Genomic DNA, 24,378 nt, shown 5'->3' on the forward strand with positions numbered 1-24,378 from the left:
GATGAGCCCTTGCCGCTTTTTCGCTTATCCCAGCGCCGATGCGCGGGCGCTGTTCGGTCGCGCATGGGGTGAGCCCGGCCCGGGCCTGCCGGTGGTCTGCCTGCCCGGCCTGACCCGCTCCTCCACCGATTTCGAGGCGCTGGGCGTGGCGCTCGCGGCGCGCGGCCGGCAGGTTCTCGCCTTCGATTTTCGCGGGCGCGGCGGGTCGGCTTATGCCTCTTTCGCCAGCTACAACATCGTGCAGGAGGCGCAGGACACCATCGCCGGCCTCACCTCGCTCGGCATCTCGCGGGCGCTGTTCATCGGCACGTCGCGCGGCGGGCTGGTGATGATGCAGCTTGCCTTGACCCAGCCGGACCTCATGGCCGGCTGCGTGCTCAACGATATCGGCCCGGTGGTGGAAACCGCCGGGATCGCCCGCATCTCCGGTTATGTCGGCCAGGCTCCGGCGCCCAGTTGGGAGGGGCTGACGGCGGAACTCATCGCCAATCAGGGCTTCTTGTTTCCCAATCTCAAGGCCGCCGACTGGGAGCGGTACGCCCGCCAGATCTACCGCGACGATGCCGGCGTTCCGCGCCTCGCCTATGACCCGGCCATGGCGGACGCGTTCAAGAGCTTCGATCCCACCAAGCCGCTGCCGGAATTCTGGCCCGGTTTCGATGCGATGGCCAGCCATCCGGTGATGGTGATCCACGGCGCCCTTTCGGATGTTTTGTCCACGACCACCGTGGAAGTCATGGCTGAGCGGCGACGGGGCCTCGACGTGTTCACCATCGACGACCAGGGCCACGCGCCGCTGCTTTGGGACATGCGCTCTCATAAGGTTATCGGTGACTTCTTCGATCGCGCCGATCGCGCCCGCTAGGCGTTCCGTTCCTCCCAGTTGTGGCAGCCAGATGGGGCGCCCCTTGCCGCACTGCATCGCGCATGGCATGAGGCGGCCCTCGGGTCGTCCGGCCCATGTCACAGATACCGGCGGCCGCATCCAACCCGGCTGCCTTTGAGGAGGTCGCCATGGCGGCGGTCGCGGAACGCGTCTTTTCCGGTGTTCAGCCCACGGGCAACCTGCACCTCGGCAATTATCTCGGTGCCATCAAGCGGTTCGTGGCGCTTCAGGACAGCCACGACTGCATCTATTGCGTCGTGGATCTGCATGCCATCACCGTATGGCAGGACCCCGAGGAGCTGAAGCGGCACACCCGCGAGGTGACGGCCGCGTTCATTGCCTGCGGCATCGATCCCAAGCGCCACATCGTGTTCAACCAGAGCCAGGTGTCGGGCCACGCGGAACTCGCGTGGATCTTCAACTGCGTCGCCCGCATGGGCTGGCTGAACCGCATGACGCAGTTCAAGGAAAAGGCCGGCAAGGACCGCGAGAACGTCTCCGTGGGCCTGTTCGCCTATCCTGACCTGATGGCCGCCGACATCCTGCTGTATCGCGCCACCCATGTGCCGGTGGGCGAGGACCAGAAGCAGCATCTGGAACTCACCCGCGACATCGCGCAGAAGTTCAACACCGACTTCGCGCCCTCGATCGCCGCGAACGGACTGGGGGACAGCTATTTCCCGCTCACCGAGCCGCTGATCGCCGGCCCGGCGACGCGGGTGATGAGCCTGCGCGACGGCGCCAAGAAGATGTCCAAGTCCGACGCCTCGGATTTCTCCCGCATTAATCTCACCGACGATGCCGACGCCATCGCCGGCAAGGTGCGCCGGGCGAAGACCGATCCCGACGCGCTGCCCTCGGAGGAGGCTGGGCTCAAGGCGCGGCCGGAGGCGGACAATCTGGTGGGCATCTACGCCGCGCTGGTGGATGCGTCCAAGCAGAGCGTGCTGGACCAGTACGGCGGCGGGCAATTCTCGACCTTCAAGATGGCGCTGGTCGACCTCGCCGTGGAAAAGCTCGGCCCGATCGGCGGCGAGATGAAGCGCCTGATGGGTGACGTCTCCGCCATCGACGCGATCCTGCTCGACGGAGCCGACCGTGCCCGTGCCATCGCCGACAAGACCATCGGTGACGTGAAGGACATCGTCGGCATGGTGCGCCGGCGGTAGTCTGCAGGCTCTCCGCGCTGCGCTTCGCCCCTCCCAACCCTCTCCCGCTTGCGGGGAGCGGTGGGGAGGGGCAGCCGGGGAGCAGTACCCAGTCAGCCTCACGCCGCCGCGAACAGCGTACGTTCCCGCTTCACTTCCTCGAAAATCACCTCTTCCACCTGCCTGAGCGCGGGGGAGGCGACTTCGGTGCGGCCGTATAGGGCGAACTCGACGTCCGGCAACACCGGCATGCTCTGATCGGTAATGATGGCGAGATCCGGCCGCAGCGCGCGCGGCGAGCGCACGGTGACGCCGAGCCCCGCGCCCACCGCCGCCATCAGGCCCGGAAGGCTCGGGCTGGTGAAGGCGACGCGAAACCCGCGTCCCGCAGCGGTCAGCGACGACACGGCGGCGGCCCGGAACACGCAAGGCGCCTCGAACAGCAGCAGCGGCACCGGCTCCTCCGGCGCGAGGCGCAGGTGGCGGGCGGCGATCCAGTGCATCGGCTCGCGGGCGAGAATAGTGGTGGGTAGATCTGTGTCCATCCGGAACCCCACCGCGAGGTCGAGATCGCCGGCGTGCAGCTTGTCCAGCATGATGATGGTGGAGCAGACACGGACGGTTATGGGCGCCTGCGGGAACAGCCCGCCGAGCCGCGCCAGGATGCGCTGCATCGCCACTTCCCCAAGATCCTGAAGGAAGCCGAGCCGCAGCGGCTGCGCATAGGCGCCATGGACATGCTGGCCCAAGATCCTGTCGTTCAGGTCCAGCAGGCGTCGCGCATCGTCCAGGAAGGAGGCGCCTCGGGCGGTGAGCACCACGCCGCGCCCCTTGCGTTCCAGCGGGGCGAAGCCGAGGGATTCCGCGAGCCGGTCCATCTGCAGGCTGACGGCGGACTGGGTGCGCCCGACCCGCTGGCCGGCGGCGGAAATGGAGCCCAGCTCCGCGACGGCGGCAAAACTGCGGAGCAGATCGAGATCAAGATTGCGGATCATTCTATGAGCATATCGAAATCGTCGATTTCAATAAATCAATTTTTCTCAAGTGTGTGCCGGGCTTAGGTTTCTCTCACACAAACGGAGACGCACCGATGCCCATTCTTCAAGTCACCCTCTCAGGCACATCAGATACGGCCCGCGCCGAGCAGGTGGCGCAGACGCTTTCGGAGCTTACGGCGCAGCATCTGCGCAAGGACCCGACCCTCACCTCCATCGCCATCGCGTTCCAGCCGGCGGAACACTGGTTCGTCGGTGTTCGCAGCCTTGCGGCGGCGAACCTGGCGAGCTTCTGGCTGGATATCGTGGTGGTGGACGGCACCAATACCAAGGATGAGAAGGCGGCCTATCTCGCCGCAGTCTTCGCTGCCATGGAAGGGCTGCTCGGCCCGCTTCACCACGAGAGCTACATCTATGTGCGCGAGGTGAAGGCGGACGCCTACGGCTACGGTGGGCGCACGCAGGAAAGCCGCTATGTCGAGCGCAAGCTGAAGGTGGCTTGAAAGCTGAAGACGCGTGATCGGTTTTTGCAGAGCCCACCCGTCGGGGCGCTCGCAGGCGAGCCGAACCGCGCCGCAGCGATGATCGGCTCAGGCAGCCTGAAAAGCCTCAGGCGTGCGAATGGTCCAGGATGCGGATGGCTTCCTGAAGGGCGAGGCGCGCCTGCGCGATTGTCGCTTGCCGCAGGTCGGCATCTTGCTCGCCGGCGGCGGGAAGCGGGCAACTGACATGCACATTGGTCAACTTCAGAAGACTTGGCGTCACGCCAGGTTTTACGAAGGAAATCACCGCCTTGTCCTGAACCACGTCTATGCTCAGGCTGTGGATCTTCATGTTTGCCATCGCGAGTCCCCCTCGTCGAATGCAGTGATTCGTTTATCTTACACGGGCCGCGCAACCGCAAAAGAGTCCCTCTATCGGAAACCAGCATAAGCCGCATAAAAAAGGGCCGCGCGGCGTGTTGCCGGGCGGCCCTTTTCTTGAGGCGGTACTATGAGGGCGTGATCAGAACGCCTTGACGACTTCCTCGGTGACTTTCTTCGCGTCGCCGAACAGCATCATGGTGTTGTCGCGGAAGAACAGTTCGTTCTCCACGCCGGCATAGCCCGAGCCCATGCCGCGCTTGATGAACAGAACTGTCTTGGCCTTCTCCACATCCAGGATCGGCATGCCGTAGATCGCGGAGGTGGGGTCGGTCTTCGCCGCCGGGTTGGTGACGTCGTTGGCGCCGATCACGAAGGCCACGTCCGCCTGGGCGAATTCCGAGTTGATATCCTCAAGCTCGAACACCTCATCGTAAGGCACTTGGGCTTCCGCCAGCAGCACGTTCATATGCCCCGGCATGCGGCCCGCCACCGGATGGATAGCGTACTTCACTTCGACGCCCTCGGCCTTCAGCTTGTCGGCCATCTCGCGCAGGGCGTGCTGAGCCTGGGCCACCGCCATGCCGTAGCCCGGCACGATGATGACCTTCTGGGCGTTCTTCATGATGTAGGCGGCATCTTCCGCCGAGCCATGCTTCACCGGGCGGGTTTCCACCGCGCCCGCAGCCCCGCCGGCAACCTCGCCGCCGAAGCCGCCGAGGATGACCGAGATGAAGGAGCGGTTCATGCCCTTGCACATGATGTAGGACAGGATGGCGCCCGAGGAGCCCACCAGCGCACCGGTGACGATCAGCGCCGTGTTGCCCAGCGTAAAGCCGATGCCGGCCGCCGCCCACCCCGAATAGGAGTTGAGCATGGAGACGACCACGGGCATGTCGGCGCCGCCGATCGGGATGATCAGCAGGCCGCCCAGCACCAGCGAGACGATGGTGATGATCCAGAACAGCGTGATCGAGCCGGTCTTCACGAAGGCGATGATCAGCACCACCAGCAGGACGGCGAGGCCGATGTTGATCAGGTGCCGCGACGGCAGCATGATCGACTTGCCGGACATGTTGCCGTTGAGCTTGGCGAAGGCGATGATCGAGCCGGTGAAGGTGATCGCGCCGATGGCGACACCAAGCGACATTTCCACCAGGCTCGCGCCATGGATGTCGCCGGGCACGCCGATGCCGAACGCCGCCGGGGCATAGAGCGCCGCCGCCGCCACCAGCACCGCCGCGAGGCCGACCAGCGAGTGGAAGGCCGCGACCAGCTGCGGCATCTGCGTCATGGCGATGCGCCGCGCCACCACGGCGCCGATGGCACCGCCGAGGCCGATGCCGGCGATCACCAGAACCCAGCCGAACAGGTCGGAAGGGGGCGAGAGTGCGAGGGTGGTCAGCACCGCGAGCGTCATGCCCACCATGCCGAACATATTGCCCTGGCGCGACGTCGTGGGATGCGAGAGCCCACGCAGCGCCAGAATGAACAGAATGCCCGAGACCAGATAAAGCAGGGCGGCGATATTTGCGTTCATCGCGCGATCCTCACTTTTTCTTTTGGTACATGGCGAGCATTCGGCTGGTCACGAGGAACCCGCCGAAGATGTTCACCGAGGCAAAGACAAGGGCGATAAATCCGAAGATGCGCGCGCCCCAGGAGTGGCCGTCGGTGCCGACGGTGGAAACACCCACCGCAAGCAGCGCGCCGACCACGATCACCGAGGAGATGGCGTTGGTGACGGCCATCAGCGGGGTGTGGAGCGCGGGGGTCACGGACCACACCACGTAATAGCCGACGAACACCGCCAGCACAAAGATGGAGAGGCGGAACACGAACGGGTCGATCGCCCCGCCGGTGGCGGCGTGGGCGGCGGCGCCCAACGCGGTTGCGGCCTGGTCGGCATAAATCTGCGCGGCCTCGGCGGCCTGCCGCGCGATATCGGCTGCGGCACGGGCCTGGGAAGCGGCATCCACCGCTGTCTGGGCTGCGACGGTGGTCATTGTGCGGCTCCCTCAACCTTGGGGGCGAAGTTCGGGTGGACGATGGCGTTGTCGCGGGTGAGCAGCGTCGCCTTGACCAGTTCGTCGTCCCACTTCACGGCAAGCGTCTTGGACGACTTGTCGATCATGGTTTCCAGGAACGCATAGAGGTTCTTGGCATAGAGCTGGGAGGCGGAGGCGGCGATGCGGCCGGCGACATTGAGGTAGCCGACGATCTTCACGCCGTTCACGTAGGTGATCTGGCCGGCGACGGCGCCTTCGACGTTGCCGCCGCGCTCCACCGCGAGATCCACCAGCACCGAGCCGGGCTTCATGCTGGCCACCATGGCGGCGGAGATCAGCTTCGGCGCCGGGCGGCCGGGGATCAGGGCGGTGGTGATCACCATGTCCTGCTTCTTGATGTGCTCGGCCACCAGGGCGGCCTGCTTCACCTGATATTCCGCCGACATGGGCTTGGCGTAGCCGCCGGAGGTCTCAGCCTGCTTGAATTCATCGTCCTCGACGGCGACGAACTTGGCGCCGAGCGATTCCACCTGCTCCTTGGAGGCGGGACGCACGTCGGTCGCGGTCACGACGGCGCCGAGGCGGCGGGCGGTGGCGATGGCCTGGAGGCCGGCGACGCCCGCGCCCATGACGAAGCAGCGCGCGGCCGGGATGGTGCCCGCCGCCGTCATCATCATGGGAAGCGCGCGCCCGAACTCGGCGGCGGCATCGATGACGGCACGATAGCCGGCAAGGTTGGCCTGGGACGAGAGCACGTCCATGACCTGCGCGCGTGTAATGCGGGGCATCAGTTCCATGGCGAAGGCCGAGAGGCCCGCATTGGCGAGCGACTGGAGCGCCCACTCATTGCCATAGGGGTCCATGATGCCGAGCACGATCGCGCCGGGCTTATAGGCATAAATTTCCGATTCGGTCGGCCGGCGCACCTTCAGCACGACGTCCGCGCCATACAGCGCGTCTTGTGCCGACTGGGCGATTTCCGCGCCAGCGGCAACATAATCCGCATCGACGATGCCTGAGTTGAGGCCGGCGCCGGTCTGAACCGCGATGGTCGCCCCAAGGGCAACCAGGCGCTTGACCGTATCCGGGGTCGCAGCGACCCGCGGCTCGCCGAGATCCACCTCGGCGGGGACAGCGATTTTCATGAAAACGTCTCCGGAGCCCGAGGGGCGCTTCTCAGAGGAGGAAGATCCACATGAGCACCATCAGCACGACGATCGAAATGGTGCACCATTTCGTGAGGCTGATGAACAACTCATAGCTGCGAAGGTGCTGTTCGTAATCATTGCCTTCGGCGGTGGCATATTCCAGCGTGCCGTGATCGGACATTGCGGCATTTCCCCTAGCGTGCGGTCGCTCTGGCCCTTTAGCTGAGAAGGGCACCTGTGGCAACTCGCTCTGGTCGACAGTATACCAAATCCAAGTGATTTCAAGCGCGTCTGGGCGCCGCGATTTTATCTGTTTGTTCTTGTTTTGTTCGATCCTTCCATTACATTGAAATCATGGATTCACCTCATGAATCGAAGCATTTCACTGCGCGCACCGTAAAGGTCGCCCAACCTCTGTTGCAACGCAACGGAACTGCACGCCTGCGTGGCCCTGCCACGCCGGATCCGAAAAAAAAGACGCAGGCGGAGCGCATCCTTGGCCGGCTTAGGGATGAGCGCGCCATTGTGCCGCCCAAGCCACCGCTGGAAGACCCCGGCGGCAGCCCGGATCGGGGCAGCAGCGTCGAGGTGGAGCGGCGGCGCGGACGGGGCGCAACCTCGAACGCAGCGGGGCGCTACGAGCCCGCCGCGCGCATCCTGTTCGACGATGGCTGGCAGAGCCTGGAAGACCTGCCGCCGTTCACGACCGAAGTGACCGAGGAGCGCGCCCGCACCATCATCACCCGCAATCAGTCCCCCGACATTGCCTTCGATCGGTCCATCAATGCCTATCGCGGCTGCGAGCACGGCTGCATCTATTGCTTCGCCCGTCCGACCCACGCCTATCACGGGCTTTCCGCCGGGCTCGACTTCGAGACCAAGCTGTTCGTGAAGCCCGATGCGCCCGAATTGCTGGCACGCGAACTGGCCCATCCCGCCTATAAGCCGCGCACCATCGCCATCGGCACCAATACCGACCCCTACCAGCCGATCGAGAAGCGATACGAGGTGACGCGGCGCATCCTCGAGGTGCTGCGCGAGTTCGGCCATCCCGTCGGCATCGTCACCAAGTCAGGGCTGATCACCCGCGACATCGATATTCTCTCCGACATGGCGCAGCGCGGGCTGGTGAAGGTCGCGATCTCGGTGACGACGCTGGACCACAGGATGGCCCGGCTGATGGAGCCGCGCGCCGCTTCGCCCGGCCGCCGCCTGGAGACCATCCGCCGGCTCAGCGATGCCGGCATCCCCACCGCCATTCTCAGCGCCCCGCTGATCCCCGCGCTCAACGACATGGAGATCGAGCGCATTCTCGACGCGGGCCACGCTGCCGGCGCCACAGAGGCCGGCTATGTGACCTTGCGCCTGCCGCTGGAGATCGCGGACCTGTTTCGCGAATGGCTGGTGACGCATTTTCCCGACAAGGCGCGTCATGTGATGGCGCTGGTGCGCGAAATGCACGGTGGCAAGGACTATGATTCAAGCTTCGGTACGCGTGGGCGCGGGATCGGCCCCTATGCCTGGACCATCGGCCGGCGCTTCGAAATCGCGGCGCGCCGGCTCGGCCTCACCGGGCGGGGGCTGAAGCTGACCACCGCGCATTTCCGCATGCCGGCCCAACCGGGCGAGCAATTGTCCCTGTTCTGAAAGGATTTCAAATGGAGGAAACGCCGTCTTCCGCCAATCCGGTGCCCACACTTCCGGCGCCCACACTTGGGCTCACTTTGGTAACGCTGGGCGTCGCGGACCTTGAGCGGGCCATCGCCTTCTATACCGGCCTCGGCCTGCCGCGCCGCGCCTGGGACTCGAAAGGCGTCGCCTTCTTCGCAGCGGGCGGGGTGATCCTGTCGCTGTTTCCGCGCGCCGACCTTGCCGCCGACTCGGGTGTAGCGGATACACCGCCGACGGCTTTCGCCGGCATCTCCCTCGCCTGCAACCTCTACAGCGAAGCGGATGTGGACACGCTTCTCGCCCGCGCCGCAGCGCTCGGCGCGCGCATCGTGAAGCCCGCCCAAAAGACCTTCTGGGGCGGCTACGCCGGCTATTTCGCCGACCTTGACGCGCATATCTGGGAAGTGGCGTTCAACCCGTTCGTCGCTTTCGACGACAGGGGCTGCCTGGTGATGGAGGCGTAGACCACGTCTCTGCCTTGGATGCGTGCGTTGCTTTCGGGAGAGGTCAGATTGTGGACCCACCAACCCTGAGCCCGCTTTCGGATCAACACCTATAAGAAGGCCCGCTTGGGCCATCGAGAACCGTTGCGTCATTCCCTCTCCCAGCAAGCGGGAGAGGGAGCCCGCATCACGCAAGCACGCCTCAGAGCGCCACGCTGGTGGTCCCCTTCATCAGCACCGGCCCGGTGGGTCGGCCGATGGGTGAGCCGCCCTTCGGTTCCAGGGTGATCTCGAACAATTGGTCCGGTGCGGTGCGCGGAAGGTTCTTGAGGTCGAGGCGGATGGTGCGCGCCTCGCCGCTCAGTCCGAGCGAGACCGGGCCGCGCGCGGGGTCCCACAGGGTCCAGACCTCAAGGGTCCGGCCTTCGGGCACGGCGATGGTGCGCAAGGGAATCAGTTCCGCCGTGCCATTGGCGAATGCGTTCACCACGGCCGCCGGTTCGCCCTGCGGGCTCATCAGCACCGCGACGAAGGTCGGCGCCGGTCCCTTGCCGAGCGGCCCGATGGTCACGCCAAGCGCCAGCAAAACGGTCGCCGCCGCGCCAGCAAATCCGGCGCTGCGCCAGAAGCCGAGGCTGCGCCACAAAGCGGCGAACGCGCCGGCGGGATGTGGGATCGGCGGCAGAAGGGCCGCGGGGGGCGGCGGCACCGCAGGAGTCCGCGTCCCGACAATGATGTCGGGTTGGGAAATGGATTGTTCAGCCGCCGATTGCGGCGCCGCCGGCACCGTGTCGAGGGTGGCGGTGATGCGCTGAAGCAGCGCGTCGGGGGCCTCAAGCGGCAGCGCGGTGGTGTCGAGTTCTGCGAACCGCTGGCGCCAGGAATCAACCGCCGCGCGAAACAAAGGGTCCGACGCCAGCAGGGTCTCGGCAAAGCTGTCCTCGTCGGCGCCCAGCAGGCCCAGCACATGCTCGGCGGCGAGGCGATCGAAATCATCCGGTGAGAGGCTCTGCGCGCTCATGCCAGGCACTCCCGGAGCGAGAGGAGGGAGCGGCGCATCCAGGATTTCATGGTGCCGAGCGGCACGCCGAAGCGCCCCGCCAGTTCGCCGTGGGTCAGGCCGTTGGTATAGGCGAGCACGATGGCCGTGCGCTTCAGCGGCTCCAGCGTCTCAAGGCAGGTCTTGAGGCGGCCGTTCTCGGAGAGGCGAAGCACGGTGCCCTCCGGGCTCTCGTCCTCGCTTTCCAGGCCCAGCGGCTCGTAATCCTCGATCAGGTCGGTGCGCTTCTCGCCGCGCAGGATGTTGAGCGAGCGGTTGCGCAGGATCGCGTAGATCCAGGTGCGCCCGCCGCCGCGCGTCCGGTCGAAGCTCGCCGCCTGCCGCCACACCAGCACGAAGGCGTCATGCACCGCCTCTTCCGCCAGCGCCTGCCGGCGCAGCAGGCGGCGTGCCACGCCCAGCATCTGGGCGGCTTCGCGCTGATAAATGGATTGCAGCGCGGTCCGCTCGCCGCGCGCGCATGCCAGGAGCGCGGCCTCGATGTCGAAGCCCTCCGGTGTCGCGCTCGCCGATGCCATCTGCATATGTCGTCCTTATTGCCTCTGCGGAATCCTACACGCGAGAGGGCGCGCGGGATGCATCACGAAGCGGTTTTCGCGGTGAATTTTTTAATCGAAGTTTTTTTCACCTCAGCTGCATCCGCCCGCCGTCTCGCTGTGTAACCCCTTTGACCGGCGAACAGGCCGGCATCATTTCGGGAGACACGAACATGCTGAGACAGACCCTGATCGCTTCGCTGCTCGCCACCGTGGCTGTCGCCGGCGCACGCGCCGAAACCGTCGCGGCCCTGGTGGGCGACGATACCATCGCCATCGTCGATACCAGCGCCAAGAAGGTTGAGAAGACCTGGAAGATCACCGGCATTTCCGGCAAGGTCGTGGGCATCGACGTGCGCCCCGCCGACGGGATGCTCTATGCGGTGATCGACGACGGCGCCGTGGTCACGGTAGACACCGCCACGGGCAAGGCCACGCAGAAGTCCAAGCTGGAAAGCATGCTGCCGGCCGGCGTGATGGCGACGGTGGACTTCAACCCGGTGGCCGACCGCCTGCGCATCATGGGCAGCGACGGCACCAATCTCCGCGCCAATGTGGATGACGGCAAGGTCACGCGCGACGGCAATCTCAACTTCGCCGGCACCGATGCCATGAAGGAGATGAAGCCCAGCGTGGTCGCCGGCGCCTACACAAATTCCATGAAGGGCGCGAAGGAAACCGCCTTGTTCGACATCGACGCCACCGGCACGGTGCTGAAGCAGGCCCCGCCGAATGACGGCGTGCTCAACACGGTCGGCAAGCTCGGCATGTCCGGCACCGGCGCGGCGTTCGATATCGTCTCGGACGGCAATGGCGGTAATTCCGCGTGGTTGATGTCCGGCGACACGCTCTACAGCGTCGATCTCGCCACCGGCAAGGGCACGGCCGCTGCCAAGATCACCGGCGTGAAGGGCACCGTCCGCGACATCGCGGTGCTGCCGAAGGCCATGTGATCCTTCTGTTGCCAGCTCTGCGCGGGCGCATTCTCTAGCGCACCGCAGCCCCCCTCCCTAGCCCTCCCCCGCAAGCGGGAGAGGGGACGCACTCACCGCCAGACCAACGCGAAAGCCCTCTCCCGCCTGCGGGGGAGGGTTGGGAGGGGGCATTGCGGGGGCCTGGAGCGACCCACCCCCGTTCCTTCTTCCCACCCCGCAGGAACCCTTCGCGGAACCCTGGCCCGCCCCGCCGTGTTGCCCGTTGCGGCGCAACACAGGGAGCGGTTCATGATCAACGACCTCTGGTACAAGAACGCTGTTCTTTACTCGCTGAATGTCGGGACCTTCATGGATTCCAACGGCGATGGCATCGGCGACTTCCCCGGCCTGATGCGCCGGCTGGATTATCTCCAGGGCCTCGGGGTCAATGCCGTCTGGCTCGCCCCGTTCCAGGCCTCGCCCTGCCGCGACGACGGCTACGACATCTCAGACTATTACAGCGTCGATCCGCGCTACGGCACTCTGGGCGACTTCGTGGAATTCACCCACGCCGCCAAGCAGCGCGGCATGCGGGTGCTGATCGATCTGGTGGTGAACCACACCTCCGACGAACACCCCTGGTTCAGGCAGGCCTGCGCCGATCCCGCCTCGCAATATCGCGACTGGTATGTCTGGTCGAAGACCAAGCCCAAAAACGCCGAAGAGGGCATGGTGTTTCCCGGCGTGCAAAAGTCCACATGGACCCTCAATAAACAGGCCGGTGCCTATTATTTCCACCGCTTTTACGATTTCCAGCCGGACCTCAACACGCAGAACCCGCAGGTGGTGGCGGAAATCCTGAAGATCATGGGGTTCTGGATCGAGCTTGGAGTCTCCGGCTTCCGCATGGATGCCGTGCCGTTCGTGATCGCCGAGAAGGGCGCGGACGTGAAGAAGGCGAAGGAACGCTTCGACCTGCTGCGGACCTTTCGCGAATTTCTGCAATGGCGCCAGGGCGATTGCATCGTGCTGGCCGAAGCCAACGTGCTGCCGGAGGTGAACTTCGACTATTTCGGCGCCGACGGCGACCGCATGCACATGATGTTCAATTTCCAGGTCAACCAGTCCTCCTTCTATGCACTGGCCTCTGGCGACGCCGGCCCGCTGAAGGCTGCGATGACGGCAACGAAGGGGCGCCCGGCCACCGCCCAATGGGGCCAGTTCTTGCGCAATCACGATGAGCTGGATCTCGGCCGCCTGAAGCCGGACGAGCAGAAGAAGGTGTTCGCGGAATTCGGCCCCGAGAAGGACATGCAGCTTTACGACCGGGGCATCCGCCGCCGCCTCGCGCCCATGCTGGACGGCGACCGGGAACGGCTGGAACTGGCCTATTCCATGATGTTCTCGCTGCCGGGCACGCCGGTGCTGCGCTATGGCGACGAGATCGCCATGGGCGACGACCTCACCCTGCCGGAACGCAACGGCGCCCGCACGCCCATGCAGTGGTCCGCCGAGCCGCAGGCCGGCTTCACCCGAGGCGACACGCCGCTGCTGCCGGTGATCTCAGAGGGACCCTACGGGTTCAAGCATGTGAACGTCGCCGAGCAGCGGCGCCAGCCCAACTCCTTCCTCAACTGGATGGAACGCATGATCCGCATGCGCAAGGAAATGCCGGAGATCGGCTGGGGCGACTTCACCATCCTGGATACCGGGCACCCCTCGGTTCTGGCCATACGCTACGACTGGCGCAACAACGGCGTCTTACTGGTGCACAATTTCGCCCATGCGCCGCTTGAGGTGGAGATCAAGGTCGGTAATGAGCCGGAGGCGAACTCGCTGATCGAGGTGCGCTCCGACGATCATTCCACCGCGGGCAAGAACGGTCGCCATCGCCTGTGCCTGCAAGGCTATGGCTATCGCTGGTACCGGATCGGCGGCCTGGATTATCTCCTCAAGCGCAGCGACATCGGCATCCCAGAAGGCGACTGGGCCTGCGGCCCCCAGCGCCCCGCGAAGATCGGTGGCCCCGTGCCGGGATCAAGCGGCGCCCCAAAGCGTCCGCGCAAGCCTGTGAAGGTGTGAGGGGAATTGACCACGCTTGCCATCGCCTCTCCCGCAAGCGAGATCTCTGGAAGACTGGTTTTTTCTTTGATTTATGATTCACTTCCGCGCCAACGGGAGTGGATGGGATTTAGCAGTTGAGCTTTGCGGATGGATTTCTTGCAGCGGGACTTGGGCGCAATGGGCGGCTGGAGCGCATCCTGGCTCTGATCGAGTGTAGCCGCCGTCTAGCGCCGGCCAAGGCGGTGGAGAGCGAGGTCGCGGACGATGTGGTGCTGGGCGACGAGGGCGCGGTCTACGCCGATAAGGCCTATGACAAGCATGCGCGCCGTGCAGAGCTGAAGATCCCCGACATCAAGGACCGCATGCAGCATCGCCGCAACAAGCACCAAGCGGCGCTGCCGCATTGGCAGAGGGTGCGCAACCGGCTGATCGGGCGCATCCTCGGGCGGACATTCGCGGTCCTCAAAGGGCATTGGGCTGCGGCGCATGCGCTATTGAGGCCTTACAGAAGGCGCTTTCCACCTCCACCTCATTGCCATCGCCTACAACCTGCGCACAGCGCGCTGCGCGCATTGCCTGATGCGAGCACCAGCAACGTGCCTATCCCCTACGGAAAATCCGCCTGCCGCCTCAGCCCCCGGCTCCGTGGCGGGGGATACACCCCTATGACGTCCGCACAAACACCAGCCGCCAGCGCAAGCCAACCTTTCGCAAGCAGGAGAGGGAATAACGCAACGGTCCCCGAAGGGCTGAGGCGATCATCACATTCCAAGGCATCGGGCCTTCCGCGACGGTTTTCCTCATGACGTGTTTCAGCGCCATCCTCCATTTCGTCCGCGTGGCGGTCATCCTGCTCGCCTCAAGCCTCCAGGCTTTTGCCGTCTCGCCGGTTCCGGTCGAGGGGCGAGACGGCATGGTGGTGAGCGAGCAGGCGCTGGCGGCGAAGGTAGGGGCGGATATCCTGCGCCAGGGCGGGAATGCGGTGGATGCCGCCGTGGCCATGGGCTACGCGCTCGCCGTGGTCCATCCCTGCTGCGGCAATCTCGGCGGCGGCGGATACATGGTGGTGCGGCAGGCAGACGGCACTGCAAATTTCATCGATTTCCGCGAGACCGCTCCGGGCGCGGCCCGGCCCGGCATGTATCTCGACGGAAATGGCAACATCATCCCCGGTGCCAGCCTCAGGGGGTGGCGGGCGGTGGCCGTGCCGGGCACGGTGCTCGGGCTCGACACGGCGCTTGAGCGGTGGGGTTCGATGTCCCGCGCACAAGTCATGGCGCCCGCCATCGCGCTGGCACGAGAGGGCTTCCTGCTCTCGCCCGGCGATGCCGCCATCCTCAGGACGGGAACGGCGGATTTTCGCGCCAATCTGGTTCTCGCGGCGATTTTCCTCCGCAATGACGAGCCGCTGAAAGCCGGTGACCGTCTGGTCCAGAGCGACCTCGCGCAGACCCTGTCCAGCATTGCTACGCAGGGGCCTTCCGCCTTCTATGCGGGGGAATTTCCGCGCCGCGTCGCCGCCGCGAGCACGGCGGCGGGGGGCATACTGGGCGAAAAGGATTTCAACGATTATGCGGTGCGGGTCGGGCCGCCGCTGCGCTGTGCCTATCGCGGCTACGAACTCCTCACCGCTGCGCCCTCCAGCGCGGGAGGCACCGCGATCTGCGAGATATTGAGCGTCCTCGAAGGCTACAAGCTTACCGGTACCCACGGCGCGGCGGATACGGTCCATCTCATGGCGGAGGCCATGCGCCACGCCTTCATCGATCGCAATTCCGTGCTGATCGATCCGGCCTTTGGCACAAATCCGCTGGATCGGCTTCTGTCAAAGGATTATGCGGCGGCGATCCGCGCCCGCATCGACCCGCAGCGGGCGGCGGCCTCATCGCAGGACGACATGGGCGCCGCACCCCACGAGGGCACCGAAACCACGCATTATTCGGTCGCGGATGCGGCGGGGAATACGGTTGCCGTCACGACCTCGCTCAACGCCTATTTCGGGGCGCGGGTGATGGCACCGGACACCGGGGTTTTCCTCAACGACACCATGGATGATTTCACCACCAAGATCGGCACCGGCAATGCCTTCGGCTTGGTCCAGGGTGCGCGCAACGCCATCGCACCCGGCAAGCGGCCGCTCTCCTCCATGAGCCCGACCATCGTCCTGCAAGCGGGCAAGCCTTTCCTCGTGCTGGGGTCTCCGGGCGGCTCGCGCATCATCTCAGCGGTGGTTCAGACCATCGTCAACGTCATCGACCACGGCATGAACATCCAGGAAGCGGTGGACACCCCGCGCATCCACCACCAATGGCTGCCGAACGTGATCTACGCGGAGCCCTATGCGCTGTCGCCCGATACGGTGCGCCTGCTCAGGGAGAAGGGGCACGAGGTGGTGGTGCAGCGGCCCTGGAGCGCCGTGGAGGCCATTCAATTTCCAAGGCCCGGCGTCCACAGCCAGCAGCATCCCGGGTCCGGAGCCGACACCTTGCGGCTCTGGAGCCCGGCGCCCGATACGATCTACGGCGCCAACGACAACCGCCGGCCGGCGGGCGCCGCGATCGCTCCGTAATCTAAGGCCGGTTTCAACCGCGCCGGGCCGCCTCAATCACCGCGACGTCGATCTTCCCCATCTCCATCATCGCCGCGAATGCTCGCTTGGCTTCGTCGCCGCCGGCCGCCAGCGCCTCCATCAGCACACGCGGCGTGATCTGCCAGGATATGCCCCATTTGTCCTTGCACCAGCCGCAGGCGCTCTCCTGCCCGCCATTGCCGACGATGGCGTTCCAGTATCGATCGGTCTCTTCCTGGCTATCGGTGGAGATCTGGAACGAGAAGGCTTCGGTGTGCTTGAAGGCGGGACCCCCGTTGAGGCCGAGGCACGCGACGCCGGCCACCGTGAACGCGACGGTGAGCACATCCCCCTGCTTGCCGGAGGGAAAATCACCGGGCGCACGGTGGACGGCGCTCACGGCGCTGTCGGGAAAGGTCTCGGCATAAAAGCGGGCCGCAGCCTCGGCGTCTTTGTCATACCAGACGCAGATCGTGTTCTTTGCCATGGGTGTTCCTCTAAGTCCGGCTTCATCTGATTGGACCCATCGCGGCCCAGCGAAGGCAAGAGCACGGCCTTTGCCATCCGTTGAGACGAGGACGTCCCAGTCCGGCTCATGCCGACATGTCCGATGAAAAGAGACGCCCAAGTGAGGTCGGAAACGATCTCGGCGCCGCATGGTCGGCGGGATCAATAATTGCGTCAGCAATAATAAAAGGTTCTGTTCCGAGAACGGTCGCGCTTCCTGTCTGGTCCGCTCAAGGGCAAGACGAACGTCAAAGCGGCCTCAAGTCCGGCGATACGCCAATCGCTATACAGAAAAAGAAATGAGACGATTAAGTGTTTGGTTTATTATTGGTCGCAAGCGTCTCAAAATTTGCGGGTCATGAGACGATAATTGTATCGGCTGTTTGCCAGACCCGCCGTGTTTCCACGGCGGGTCTGTATTGAGATTGTGTCGCCCCGCTCAGAACTTGAGTGAGAACTGGGCGGTGAAGGCGTTCTGGGAGGCGTCGCCGGCGAGTTGGCCGGTGTAGTTGACCTGCAAGGTGGCAAGGTCGGAGAGGGCGTAGGCGAGGCCCGCGCCCAGCAGCAGGGTGTTTTCGGCGATCGGCACGCCGGAGATGGCGAACGGCGTCGCGCCGCTCTGGAACAACATGGTGGCGGTCGGCGTGGTGTCGCCGAAGGCGTGCTGCCAGCCCAGAGTGGCGCTCGGCGTCAGGGTCCGCCCGCCCAGCGACAGCGAGGTCGCCGCGCGGATGCCCAGCGTGGTGTAGAGCGTGTTCTGGCTGTCGGTGCTCACGTTCAGCCCCGCGCCGTTGCTGGCAAGGCCGCTCTCGGCGAGGTTTCCGCCCGAGATGTTGAGATAGGCCAGGCCCGCGAACGGCTCGAACGCATAGGCGCCGATGTTGAAGTCGTAGCCCACCTCGCCGAACACCTGCGTCGTGCCCAGCGTGTAGCCGGCGCTGGTCGACCCCGAGAAGCCGGGGAACACGATCGAGCGCGACACGCTGATGTCGTGCCAGGTGTAGGACGCTCCGCCGCGCAGCGCCCACGCCCCGAACTGCCCGCCGGCATAGAACCCGATGTCGTAATTATCCATCGTGCCCGAGGAGTTGCGGGCGTCGACGTCGAACTGGGTCTGGCTGAACCCGGCCACCACGCCGGCCCGCACATTGTCCAGCACGCTGACGTCGAGACCGGCGAAGAACCCGCCCACCGTGCTGGAGATCGAGGCCGCATTGGTGTTGCCGAAGGCATTGCCCCAGCCGCCGTAGCCCTGCATCCACAGCGTCGGGGTCAGGTCCTGGCTCAGCTTGGTGTTGGCCGGGCCCGCCGCCTGCGCCGCATAGCTCAGCGCGGAAGCGCCCTGCGGCGTCACCGACTGGCGCAGCCGAGCGCCGACCGCATCCCTGAGATACGTGGATTCCTGCTGGATCACCGTGTTGATCGAGGGATAGATCTCGCCGGTGAGCTGGTTGAACGCCGCCGGCACCTCGTTCGCCGCCAGCCCGAAGATCGCCTCGAACACCGGGCTTCCCGCGCCCAGCGCCTGCGCCGCCACAGCCACGTTGGCCTGGTTCGGCGTCTGCGCGTATTCCACGAAGTCGATGCCGGTATAGGTCAGCGTCAGGTAGACGTTGGTGGCGTCATAGGTCAGCTGCGGCGTCAGGAACGCGAAGTTGGAGGTCACGTCCTCGCTGAACGTGCCGCTCACCCCGCCCGCGGCGGTCAGGATGGTGATCTGGCTCAGCGCGGGATAGCGCCCGTATTCCGCCAGAACCTCGACATGGGCGCTGGAGGACAGGGTCGCGGTGCCGGTGGCGATGATCAGGTCGTGGGCCCCCGCCGTGTTCACATCGACCGCATAGACCGAGCCGGCGTTGAAGGTCACCGCCCCGTTGACCGTCAGGGTGCCCGGCGAGTAGCCCGGCGCCGCCGTGCCGCCGGTGTTCACCGTCAGTCCGCCGATGGTCGCCGTCCCGCCCAGCACGCCGCCCGCGTTCACCGTGAACGGCGAGACCGTGGTTGAGCCCGCCTGGAGCTGCACAAAGCTGTTGTCGACCGCCACCGGGCCCTGGTAGGGCGCGGAGAACTCAACCGTGCCCCCGCCGGTGAAGGTCACCTGGCCGGCGCCGGTGATCGCACCGGTGAAGGCATAGGTGTCGGAGCGGTTGAACACCAGGTTGGCATTGTTCACCACGTCGCCGACGATCGCACCCGTCTCGCCGCCATTGCCGATCTGCAGCGTGCCCGCCGAGATCGTCGTGACGCCGCTATAGGTGTTGGCGCCGGTCAGGATCAGCAGACCATCCCCGGTCTTGGTCAGGCCGCCCGTGCCGCCCACCACGCCCGACAGGGTCAGCGCCTGGCTGGCATCGACCTCGAACGTGCCGACGCTCGCCGCCAGCGTCACGCTGTTGCCATAGGCGAAGCTGCCGCTGGCGCGCAGCACGCCGGTGCCGCCCACCGTCAGGGCGCCGGTGCCGAGCGCCGATGCGCTCGTCACCTGGAGCGTGCCCTGGTTGATGCTGGTGCCGCCGGAATAGGTGTTGGTCCCGGTCAGCGCCAGCGTGCCGGCGCCGGTCTTCAGCACCGAACCGGTGCCCGAGATCACGCCGGCAAAGCTGGTATCGTCGCTCCGGTTGAACACCAGGGCGGCGTTGTTGACGATGTCGCCCAGCACCGCGCCCGAGGTGCCGCCGTCGCCCAGCTGCAACGTGCCGCCGGAGATCGTGGTGCCGCCGGTATAGCTGTTGGCGCCGGTCAGGATCAGCGTGCCGAAGTCCGCCTTCTCAAGACCGGCCACGCCGGTCAGCACGCTCTGGATCGTGGCAACGGTCGAGGCGCCACTTTCCGTCCCGTCGCCGACCCGGATCACCGGCGCACCGCCGGTCAGCGCGATCGGACCCCCGGTCACCACATAGCCGGTTTCCACGAACTGCATGCCGATGGCCATGACAGGGCCATCGGTGGTGTCCACCGTCACCGTGCCGGCCGCGCCCTGGAACACCGCGAACCCGCCGTTCCACGCCCGCGGAATGGTCCCGCTGGCATTGATCCAGTTGGTCTGGCTGCCCGCGGTCCAGGTTCCCGTGCCGCCCAGCACGCTCTGGGTCGGCGTCGTGTTCGACCCGTTCCAGAACAGGATCGGGCTGTCGGGGCCTTCCACGAACAGGTTCACCTGCCCCTGGATGCTCGACTGGATGCCGCCCGACAGACCGCCCGAGAGCGCGCCGACCTCCATCCCGTTGTCGGTCAGCGTCCCGCCATAGGTCATGATGCGGTAGATGCCGATCCCGAACCCGGGCGTCGGCGTCACGTTCAGCGTGCCGTCCAGCGTCACATTGCCGGCCACCGTGAACACCGTGGTCGCCTCGCTCGGCGCCCCCAGCGTCACGTTCACGTTCGACCCGCCCTGCAGGTCCAGCGCGCCCATGCTCAGGCCGCTGCCCTGCACCCCGGCCAACGTGCCGCCCGAGAGCACATGCACCGTCTTGCTGATGCTGCCCGAGCCCGACAGCGTCGCCTGGTCGTAGACATAGACGTCGCTGTCCAGGCTCCCCGCCACCACCAGGCCGCCGCCCGTCACATTGGTGTCGCCGGTGTAGCCGTTGGCGCCCGACAGCGTCATCACCCCGGTGCCCGCCTTGGTCAGGCCGCCGGACCCCGAGATCACCCCGGAGAAAGTGGTGCTGCTGTTGTCGCCGCCCGCCGCCAGGGTCGCCCCGTCCAGCGTGATCGCGCCGGCGCCGCCGAGCGAACCCACGGTCTCGGTCGCCCCGCTCGGCCGGATGATCAGCTGCGCGCCGAGCGCGACGCTCACCGCGCTGGCATCGCCGAGCGCGTTGCCGCCCTCGGCGATCAGGATGCCGGCGGTGACGTTGGTGGCCCCGGACCCGGTGTTGATGCCGGAGATCACCAGCGTGCCGAGGCCGGTCTTGTTGAGATTGCCCAGCCCGGTGATCGGTCCGGTCAGGGTCAGCGTCTCGACCGCCGGGTTCTCCGCCGTGCCGTCCACCTCGAACCCGCCGGTCAGGCCGGTCGCCAGGCTGATCGCGCTGGCATAGGTGAAGGTGTTGCTGGCCCGCAGCACGCCCGAGCCGGTCAGGGCCAGCGGGCCGGTGCCCAGCGCCGAGGCGCCATACACCTGCACCGTGCCCTCGGCCACATTGGTGCCGCCGCTATAATTGCTGCCGTCGCCGGTCAGCGTCAGCGTGCCGGCACCGGTCTTGGTCAGGCAGCCCGCGCCGGTGATGGCACCGGAGAAGCTGGACGAGCTGCCGTCCCCGCCGGTGGTGAGGCAATAGCCGTTCAGCGCCACTTCGCCGCCGCCCGCCAGCGAGCCCACGCTCTCGTTGGCATCGGTCAGCGACAGCAGCGCACCCGCCGCCACGCTCAGCCGCGCGGTGTCGGACAGCGAAGACCCGCCGCCGATCCGAAGCTCCCCGTCCGCCACATTGGTGGCGCCGGTGTAGGTGTTGAGGCCGGTCATCAGCAGGATGCCGGCGCCGGTCTTGGTCAGATCGCCCGCACCCGAGATCACCCCGGTCAGCGTCAGCGTCTGGGTCTCGGCCACGCCCAGCGTGCCGCCGCCCGACCCCTCGATGGGGGTCAGCGAGATCGCGCTGGCATAGGCGAAGCTCGTCGTGACGTTCAGCGCGCCCGCGCCCTGGAGCGCCAGCGCACCGGTGCCGAGCGCCAGCGCGTTGTCGATCTCGATCGCACCCTCGGAGATCGTGGTGCCGCCGCTATAGCTGTTCACACCGGTCAGCGTCAGCGTCCCGGTCCCGGTCTTGGTCACGCAGCCCGAGCCGCTGATCCCGCCGGAGAAGCTCGAGGACGCACCACTGCCGCCGGTGGTCAGGCAATAGCCGTTGAGCGCGAGATCACCCGCCCCGGCCAGCCCCCCCACCGTCTCATCGGCGTCGGTCAGCGTCAGGAGCGCACCCACGCCGATGGTCAGCAGCGCCGTGTCGGAGAGCGAAGCCCCCCCGCTCAGCGCCAGCTCGCCGCCCGAAACCGTGGTTTCGCCAGTGAAGGTGTTGGCACCCGACAGCGTCATCACGCCCGCGCCCGTCTTCTCCAGGCAGCCCGACCCGCTGATGGCGCCCGAGAAGCTCGTGCTGCCCCCGGACCCGCCGGTGATCAGGCAATAGCTGTTCAGGGCCACATCGCCGGCCCCGGCGAGCGAGCCGACCGTCTCGTTCGCATTCATCAGCGTCAGCAGTGCGCTTGCGGCGACCGTGAGGGCGGCCGTGTCGGACAATGAGGCGCCGCCGCCGATCGCCAGCTCGCCGCTCGAAACCGTCGTCGCTCCCGTGAAGGTGTTGGCCCCGGTCAGAACGAGCTTGCCGAGATCGGTTTTCTCCAGCCCGGTCGTGCCCGCAAGGACGGAGCTGATCGTCGCGACATAGCTCGCGCCATCGGCGGTTCCGTCACCCACGCGGATGACCGTCTGGCCGGACGATGCAGCAAGAGTGATGACGCCGCCGGATACCTGATATCCGCCCACCGCGAACTGAATGCCCGAGACCGTCACCGGACCGCCCGTGGTATCAACCGTTACCGCACCGGGCGTCGCCATGAACACGGCATAAGAGGGCGAAGAATAAGCGCCGTTTACCGTTCCGTCGTCGTTGGTCCAATTGTCCGAATGGGGGCCGCTGGTCGCCGCGGTCCAGGTGCCGTTGCCGCCGTTGATCACGCCGTTGTTCTTGGGGCCGAGATCGCCGTCCCAGAAATTCAGAGTAATGGAACCGGTGGTAAGCAGGTTGACCTGTCCGGCGACCGAGGTCTGCACCGTATTGGTGGATCCCACGGGCATGGTTCCCAAATCCAGACCGTTGTCGGTGAGCGTGCCGCTGTAGCTGATCACCCGGTAGACGCCCGGCCCATACGTCCCGCCCTGGGCTTGGCTCACGTTCAATGTGCCGTCCAGGGTCAAGTTGCCCTGCACCACGACGAGATCGTTGAGCGACCCGCCGACCGTGTCGGCCTGCCCGAACTCGAAGTTGAGAACCGAGCTGCTGGCAAGCGAGAGGTTGCCGTTGATGGTCAGCGTGCCGGGGCTGTTGCCGGGTGCGAGACTGCCGTCGGTGATGTTCACCGAGCCGCCGATGGTGCCCGCGCCCGCAAGGGTGCCGCCGCCGCTGACGGTCAGAAGGCTCGCAGCACTGCCGAACGACCCGTTCACCACCAGCTTTGCGCCCGTGACGGTGCTGTCGCCGCTCAGTTCATTGGCGGCCAGAGTGCTCTGGCCCGACAGGACCAGCGTGCCGGCCCCGAGGATATCAAGTCCCAGCGGAGTGGCGCCGATCTGGGAGAATGTCCCCGACAGGGTCAGCGTGCCGGCATCTACCGAAATCCGGCTGTTGGCGGCCAGCGCAATGTCGCCTGCCAGGCTGTTGATGCCGCTCATGCTCTGGAGCGCACCCGTTGCCCCGCTGGCACCGGTGCCCGAAAGGGTCAGGTTTTCAGTGCCGATGGCGATGCCGCCGGACAATTGCAGGGTCGCGCCATCGCTGATCGTCGTGCCCGATGACGTGGCGCCGAGACTGGAAGCATTGGTGGCGCGCAGGATGCCGGATGTGACGGACGTTGTGCCGGTATAGGTGTTGGCTGACGAGAGGATCAGCGTGCTGGTGGTGGACTTGGTCAGGTCGCCGCTGCCCGCCAGCACGGCGGTCATGTCGCCGCCCGCCTGCAAATCGAAATCCGTACTGGCGGTGATGGTGCCGCCGGCAGTGACCGTGCCGCCAGTGAACTGGTAGGTGTCGGCAGAGACGCTTGCGCTCAGGACACCGCCCGACTGCGCGAACAGACCGGTGGCGTTCGAAAGACCGGACGTGATGGTTCCGCCAGAGAACGTCACGTCCCCCTGGTTCAGTGTCTTACCGTTGAGATCCAGCAGGCCGGCGGTCTGCTCATATGTCCCTTGAAGGGTGAGGTCATTGGCGATCTTGAGCGTTGCGCCGGAATTGATTGCCGAATGGCCGGTGACGTCGATGCTGTCGTTCAGCAACAGGTTGCCGCCGACAAACACGATGTTGGCCTGCGTGCTGGAAATGTTGCCGATGGCGGAGGAGGTGACGCTCCCGCTTGCTCCGGTCAGCGTACCGAAGATCGTGCCGGTTCCGCCACTAATGGTGAGGTCGCTCGCCGCGTTGTTGACGATATCGCCGGCGATCAGTCCGCTGTTCGTAAGCTGCCCGAGGATAGCCTCGTTGTAGATGGCACTTACAGCGCCCTGGATTGTACCGCGGTTGTCGATCAGGCCGATGGTGCCGAAGTTCTCGATGGCGGTGGCGTTCGCACTGCGGATCATGCCGCTGTTCGTAAGCGTGCCGATGGTGCCGTTGTCGCTCGGCGAAGTACTGGAGTTCCGAATAGCTGCGGCAAAGTCGGACAAGATCACGCCGCCGGCTTCGTTGGTCAGGCTTGAAATCGTTCCGACGTTCCAGACGCCGCCGCTCACGCCGGCGATCGTCCCGATCCCCTCGATGGTGCCGCTATTGTTCAGCGTTCCGATGGACCCAAAATTTGCCACGCCGTTTTGGCTGACACCCGAAATCAAGCCTTCGTTCGTCAGA

18 protein-coding genes and 1 pseudogene are annotated in these 24,378 nt (G+C 65.8%); 9 read left to right on the plus strand and 10 right to left on the minus strand.

Going from position 1 to position 24,378, the window contains the following annotated elements; genetic code table 11:
* The first annotated feature begins 1 nt into the window (after position 1).
* Together ADADO0_RS09915 and trpS are read left to right on the plus strand one after the other, a co-directional pair.
* Positions 2-865, plus strand: a complete 864-nt coding sequence (locus ADADO0_RS09915; protein ID WP_511304966.1) for an alpha/beta fold hydrolase — start codon at positions 2-4, stop codon at positions 863-865.
* A gap of 149 nt (positions 866-1,014) precedes the next feature.
* Positions 1,015-2,055, plus strand: coding sequence for a tryptophan--tRNA ligase (trpS, locus tag ADADO0_RS09920; RefSeq protein ID WP_511304967.1), 1,041 nt, complete (start codon positions 1,015-1,017; stop codon positions 2,053-2,055).
* 98 nt (positions 2,056-2,153) lie between these two features.
* On the opposite strand, the gene ADADO0_RS09925 is transcribed toward trpS, so the two are convergent.
* A complete protein-coding gene (locus tag ADADO0_RS09925; RefSeq protein WP_511304968.1) occupies positions 2,154-3,029 on the minus strand; it encodes a LysR substrate-binding domain-containing protein in 876 nt (291 codons plus the stop codon).
* 95 nt (positions 3,030-3,124) lie between these two features.
* Here ADADO0_RS09925 and ADADO0_RS09930 point away from each other — a divergent pair, with 95 nt between their 5' ends.
* The gene (locus ADADO0_RS09930; RefSeq protein WP_511304969.1) at positions 3,125-3,532 is read left to right on the plus strand and encodes a tautomerase family protein; all 408 of its coding nucleotides are present in this window, start codon (positions 3,125-3,127) and stop codon (positions 3,530-3,532) included.
* A 106-nt stretch (positions 3,533-3,638) separates the two neighbouring features.
* Here ADADO0_RS09930 and ADADO0_RS09935 read toward each other — a convergent pair whose 3' ends face one another.
* The 5 genes from ADADO0_RS09935 to ADADO0_RS09955 form a co-directional block, all read right to left on the minus strand.
* Complete coding sequence (locus tag ADADO0_RS09935) at positions 3,639-3,863, minus strand: hypothetical protein (protein ID WP_511304970.1); 225 nt, start codon at positions 3,861-3,863, stop codon at positions 3,639-3,641.
* A 171-nt stretch (positions 3,864-4,034) separates the two neighbouring features.
* On the minus strand, positions 4,035-5,432 hold the full coding sequence (locus tag ADADO0_RS09940) for an NAD(P)(+) transhydrogenase (Re/Si-specific) subunit beta (protein WP_511304971.1): 1,398 nt from the start codon (positions 5,430-5,432) through the stop codon (positions 4,035-4,037).
* Positions 5,433-5,442: 10 nt separating this feature from the next.
* Positions 5,443-5,898, minus strand: a complete 456-nt coding sequence (locus tag ADADO0_RS09945) for a proton-translocating transhydrogenase family protein (RefSeq protein WP_511304972.1) — start codon at positions 5,896-5,898, stop codon at positions 5,443-5,445.
* Positions 5,895-7,046, minus strand: a complete 1,152-nt coding sequence (locus ADADO0_RS09950) for a Re/Si-specific NAD(P)(+) transhydrogenase subunit alpha (RefSeq protein WP_511304973.1) — start codon at positions 7,044-7,046, stop codon at positions 5,895-5,897. The genes ADADO0_RS09945 and ADADO0_RS09950 overlap by 4 nt, the downstream gene beginning before the upstream one ends.
* A gap of 31 nt (positions 7,047-7,077) precedes the next feature.
* Positions 7,078-7,230 (minus strand): aa3-type cytochrome c oxidase subunit IV, encoded by a 153-nt coding sequence (locus ADADO0_RS09955; protein ID WP_511304974.1) that lies wholly within the window; start codon positions 7,228-7,230, stop codon positions 7,078-7,080.
* A gap of 344 nt (positions 7,231-7,574) precedes the next feature.
* Between ADADO0_RS09955 and ADADO0_RS09960 the strand changes: the two genes are divergently transcribed.
* Both ADADO0_RS09960 and ADADO0_RS09965 read left to right on the plus strand, forming a co-directional pair.
* The gene (locus ADADO0_RS09960; protein ID WP_511304975.1) at positions 7,575-8,696 is read left to right on the plus strand and encodes a PA0069 family radical SAM protein; all 1,122 of its coding nucleotides are present in this window, start codon (positions 7,575-7,577) and stop codon (positions 8,694-8,696) included.
* Between the two features lie 11 nt (positions 8,697-8,707).
* Positions 8,708-9,184 (plus strand): VOC family protein, encoded by a 477-nt coding sequence (locus ADADO0_RS09965; RefSeq protein WP_511304976.1) that lies wholly within the window; start codon positions 8,708-8,710, stop codon positions 9,182-9,184.
* A gap of 181 nt (positions 9,185-9,365) precedes the next feature.
* On the opposite strand, the gene ADADO0_RS09970 is transcribed toward ADADO0_RS09965, so the two are convergent.
* Together ADADO0_RS09970 and ADADO0_RS09975 are read right to left on the minus strand one after the other, a co-directional pair.
* Complete coding sequence (locus ADADO0_RS09970) at positions 9,366-10,184, minus strand: anti-sigma factor (protein WP_511304977.1); 819 nt, start codon at positions 10,182-10,184, stop codon at positions 9,366-9,368.
* On the minus strand, positions 10,181-10,741 hold the full coding sequence (locus tag ADADO0_RS09975) for a sigma-70 family RNA polymerase sigma factor (protein WP_511304978.1): 561 nt from the start codon (positions 10,739-10,741) through the stop codon (positions 10,181-10,183). The genes ADADO0_RS09970 and ADADO0_RS09975 overlap by 4 nt, the downstream gene beginning before the upstream one ends.
* A gap of 191 nt (positions 10,742-10,932) precedes the next feature.
* Here ADADO0_RS09975 and ADADO0_RS09980 point away from each other — a divergent pair, with 191 nt between their 5' ends.
* The 4 genes and pseudogenes from ADADO0_RS09980 (at position 10,933) to ggt (ending at position 16,306) form a co-directional block, all read left to right on the plus strand.
* Entirely contained in the window at positions 10,933-11,712 is a 780-nt protein-coding gene (locus ADADO0_RS09980) for a DUF4394 domain-containing protein (RefSeq protein WP_511304979.1), read from the plus strand.
* Positions 11,713-11,982: 270 nt separating this feature from the next.
* Positions 11,983-13,755: an alpha-amylase family protein gene (locus ADADO0_RS09985; protein WP_511304980.1), complete on the plus strand. Its 1,773-nt coding sequence runs from the start codon at positions 11,983-11,985 to the stop codon at positions 13,753-13,755.
* 197 nt (positions 13,756-13,952) lie between these two features.
* Positions 13,953-14,298, plus strand: a pseudogene (locus tag ADADO0_RS09990) (transposase); the annotation flags it as partial.
* Between the two features lie 241 nt (positions 14,299-14,539).
* Entirely contained in the window at positions 14,540-16,306 is a 1,767-nt protein-coding gene (ggt, locus tag ADADO0_RS09995; RefSeq protein WP_511304981.1) for a gamma-glutamyltransferase, read from the plus strand.
* Between the two features lie 13 nt (positions 16,307-16,319).
* On the opposite strand, the gene ADADO0_RS10000 is transcribed toward ggt, so the two are convergent.
* Both ADADO0_RS10000 and ADADO0_RS10005 read right to left on the minus strand, forming a co-directional pair.
* The gene (locus tag ADADO0_RS10000; RefSeq protein WP_511304982.1) at positions 16,320-16,793 is read right to left on the minus strand and encodes a VOC family protein; all 474 of its coding nucleotides are present in this window, start codon (positions 16,791-16,793) and stop codon (positions 16,320-16,322) included.
* A 459-nt stretch (positions 16,794-17,252) separates the two neighbouring features.
* Complete coding sequence (locus ADADO0_RS10005; RefSeq protein WP_511304983.1) at positions 17,253-24,335, minus strand: autotransporter-associated beta strand repeat-containing protein; 7,083 nt, start codon at positions 24,333-24,335, stop codon at positions 17,253-17,255.
* Positions 24,336-24,378: the final 43 nt, after the last annotated feature.

Origin of the sequence: Aquabacter sp. (genome assembly GCF_965279295.1) — a bacterium.
GTDB lineage: Bacteria > Pseudomonadota > Alphaproteobacteria > Rhizobiales > Xanthobacteraceae > Aquabacter.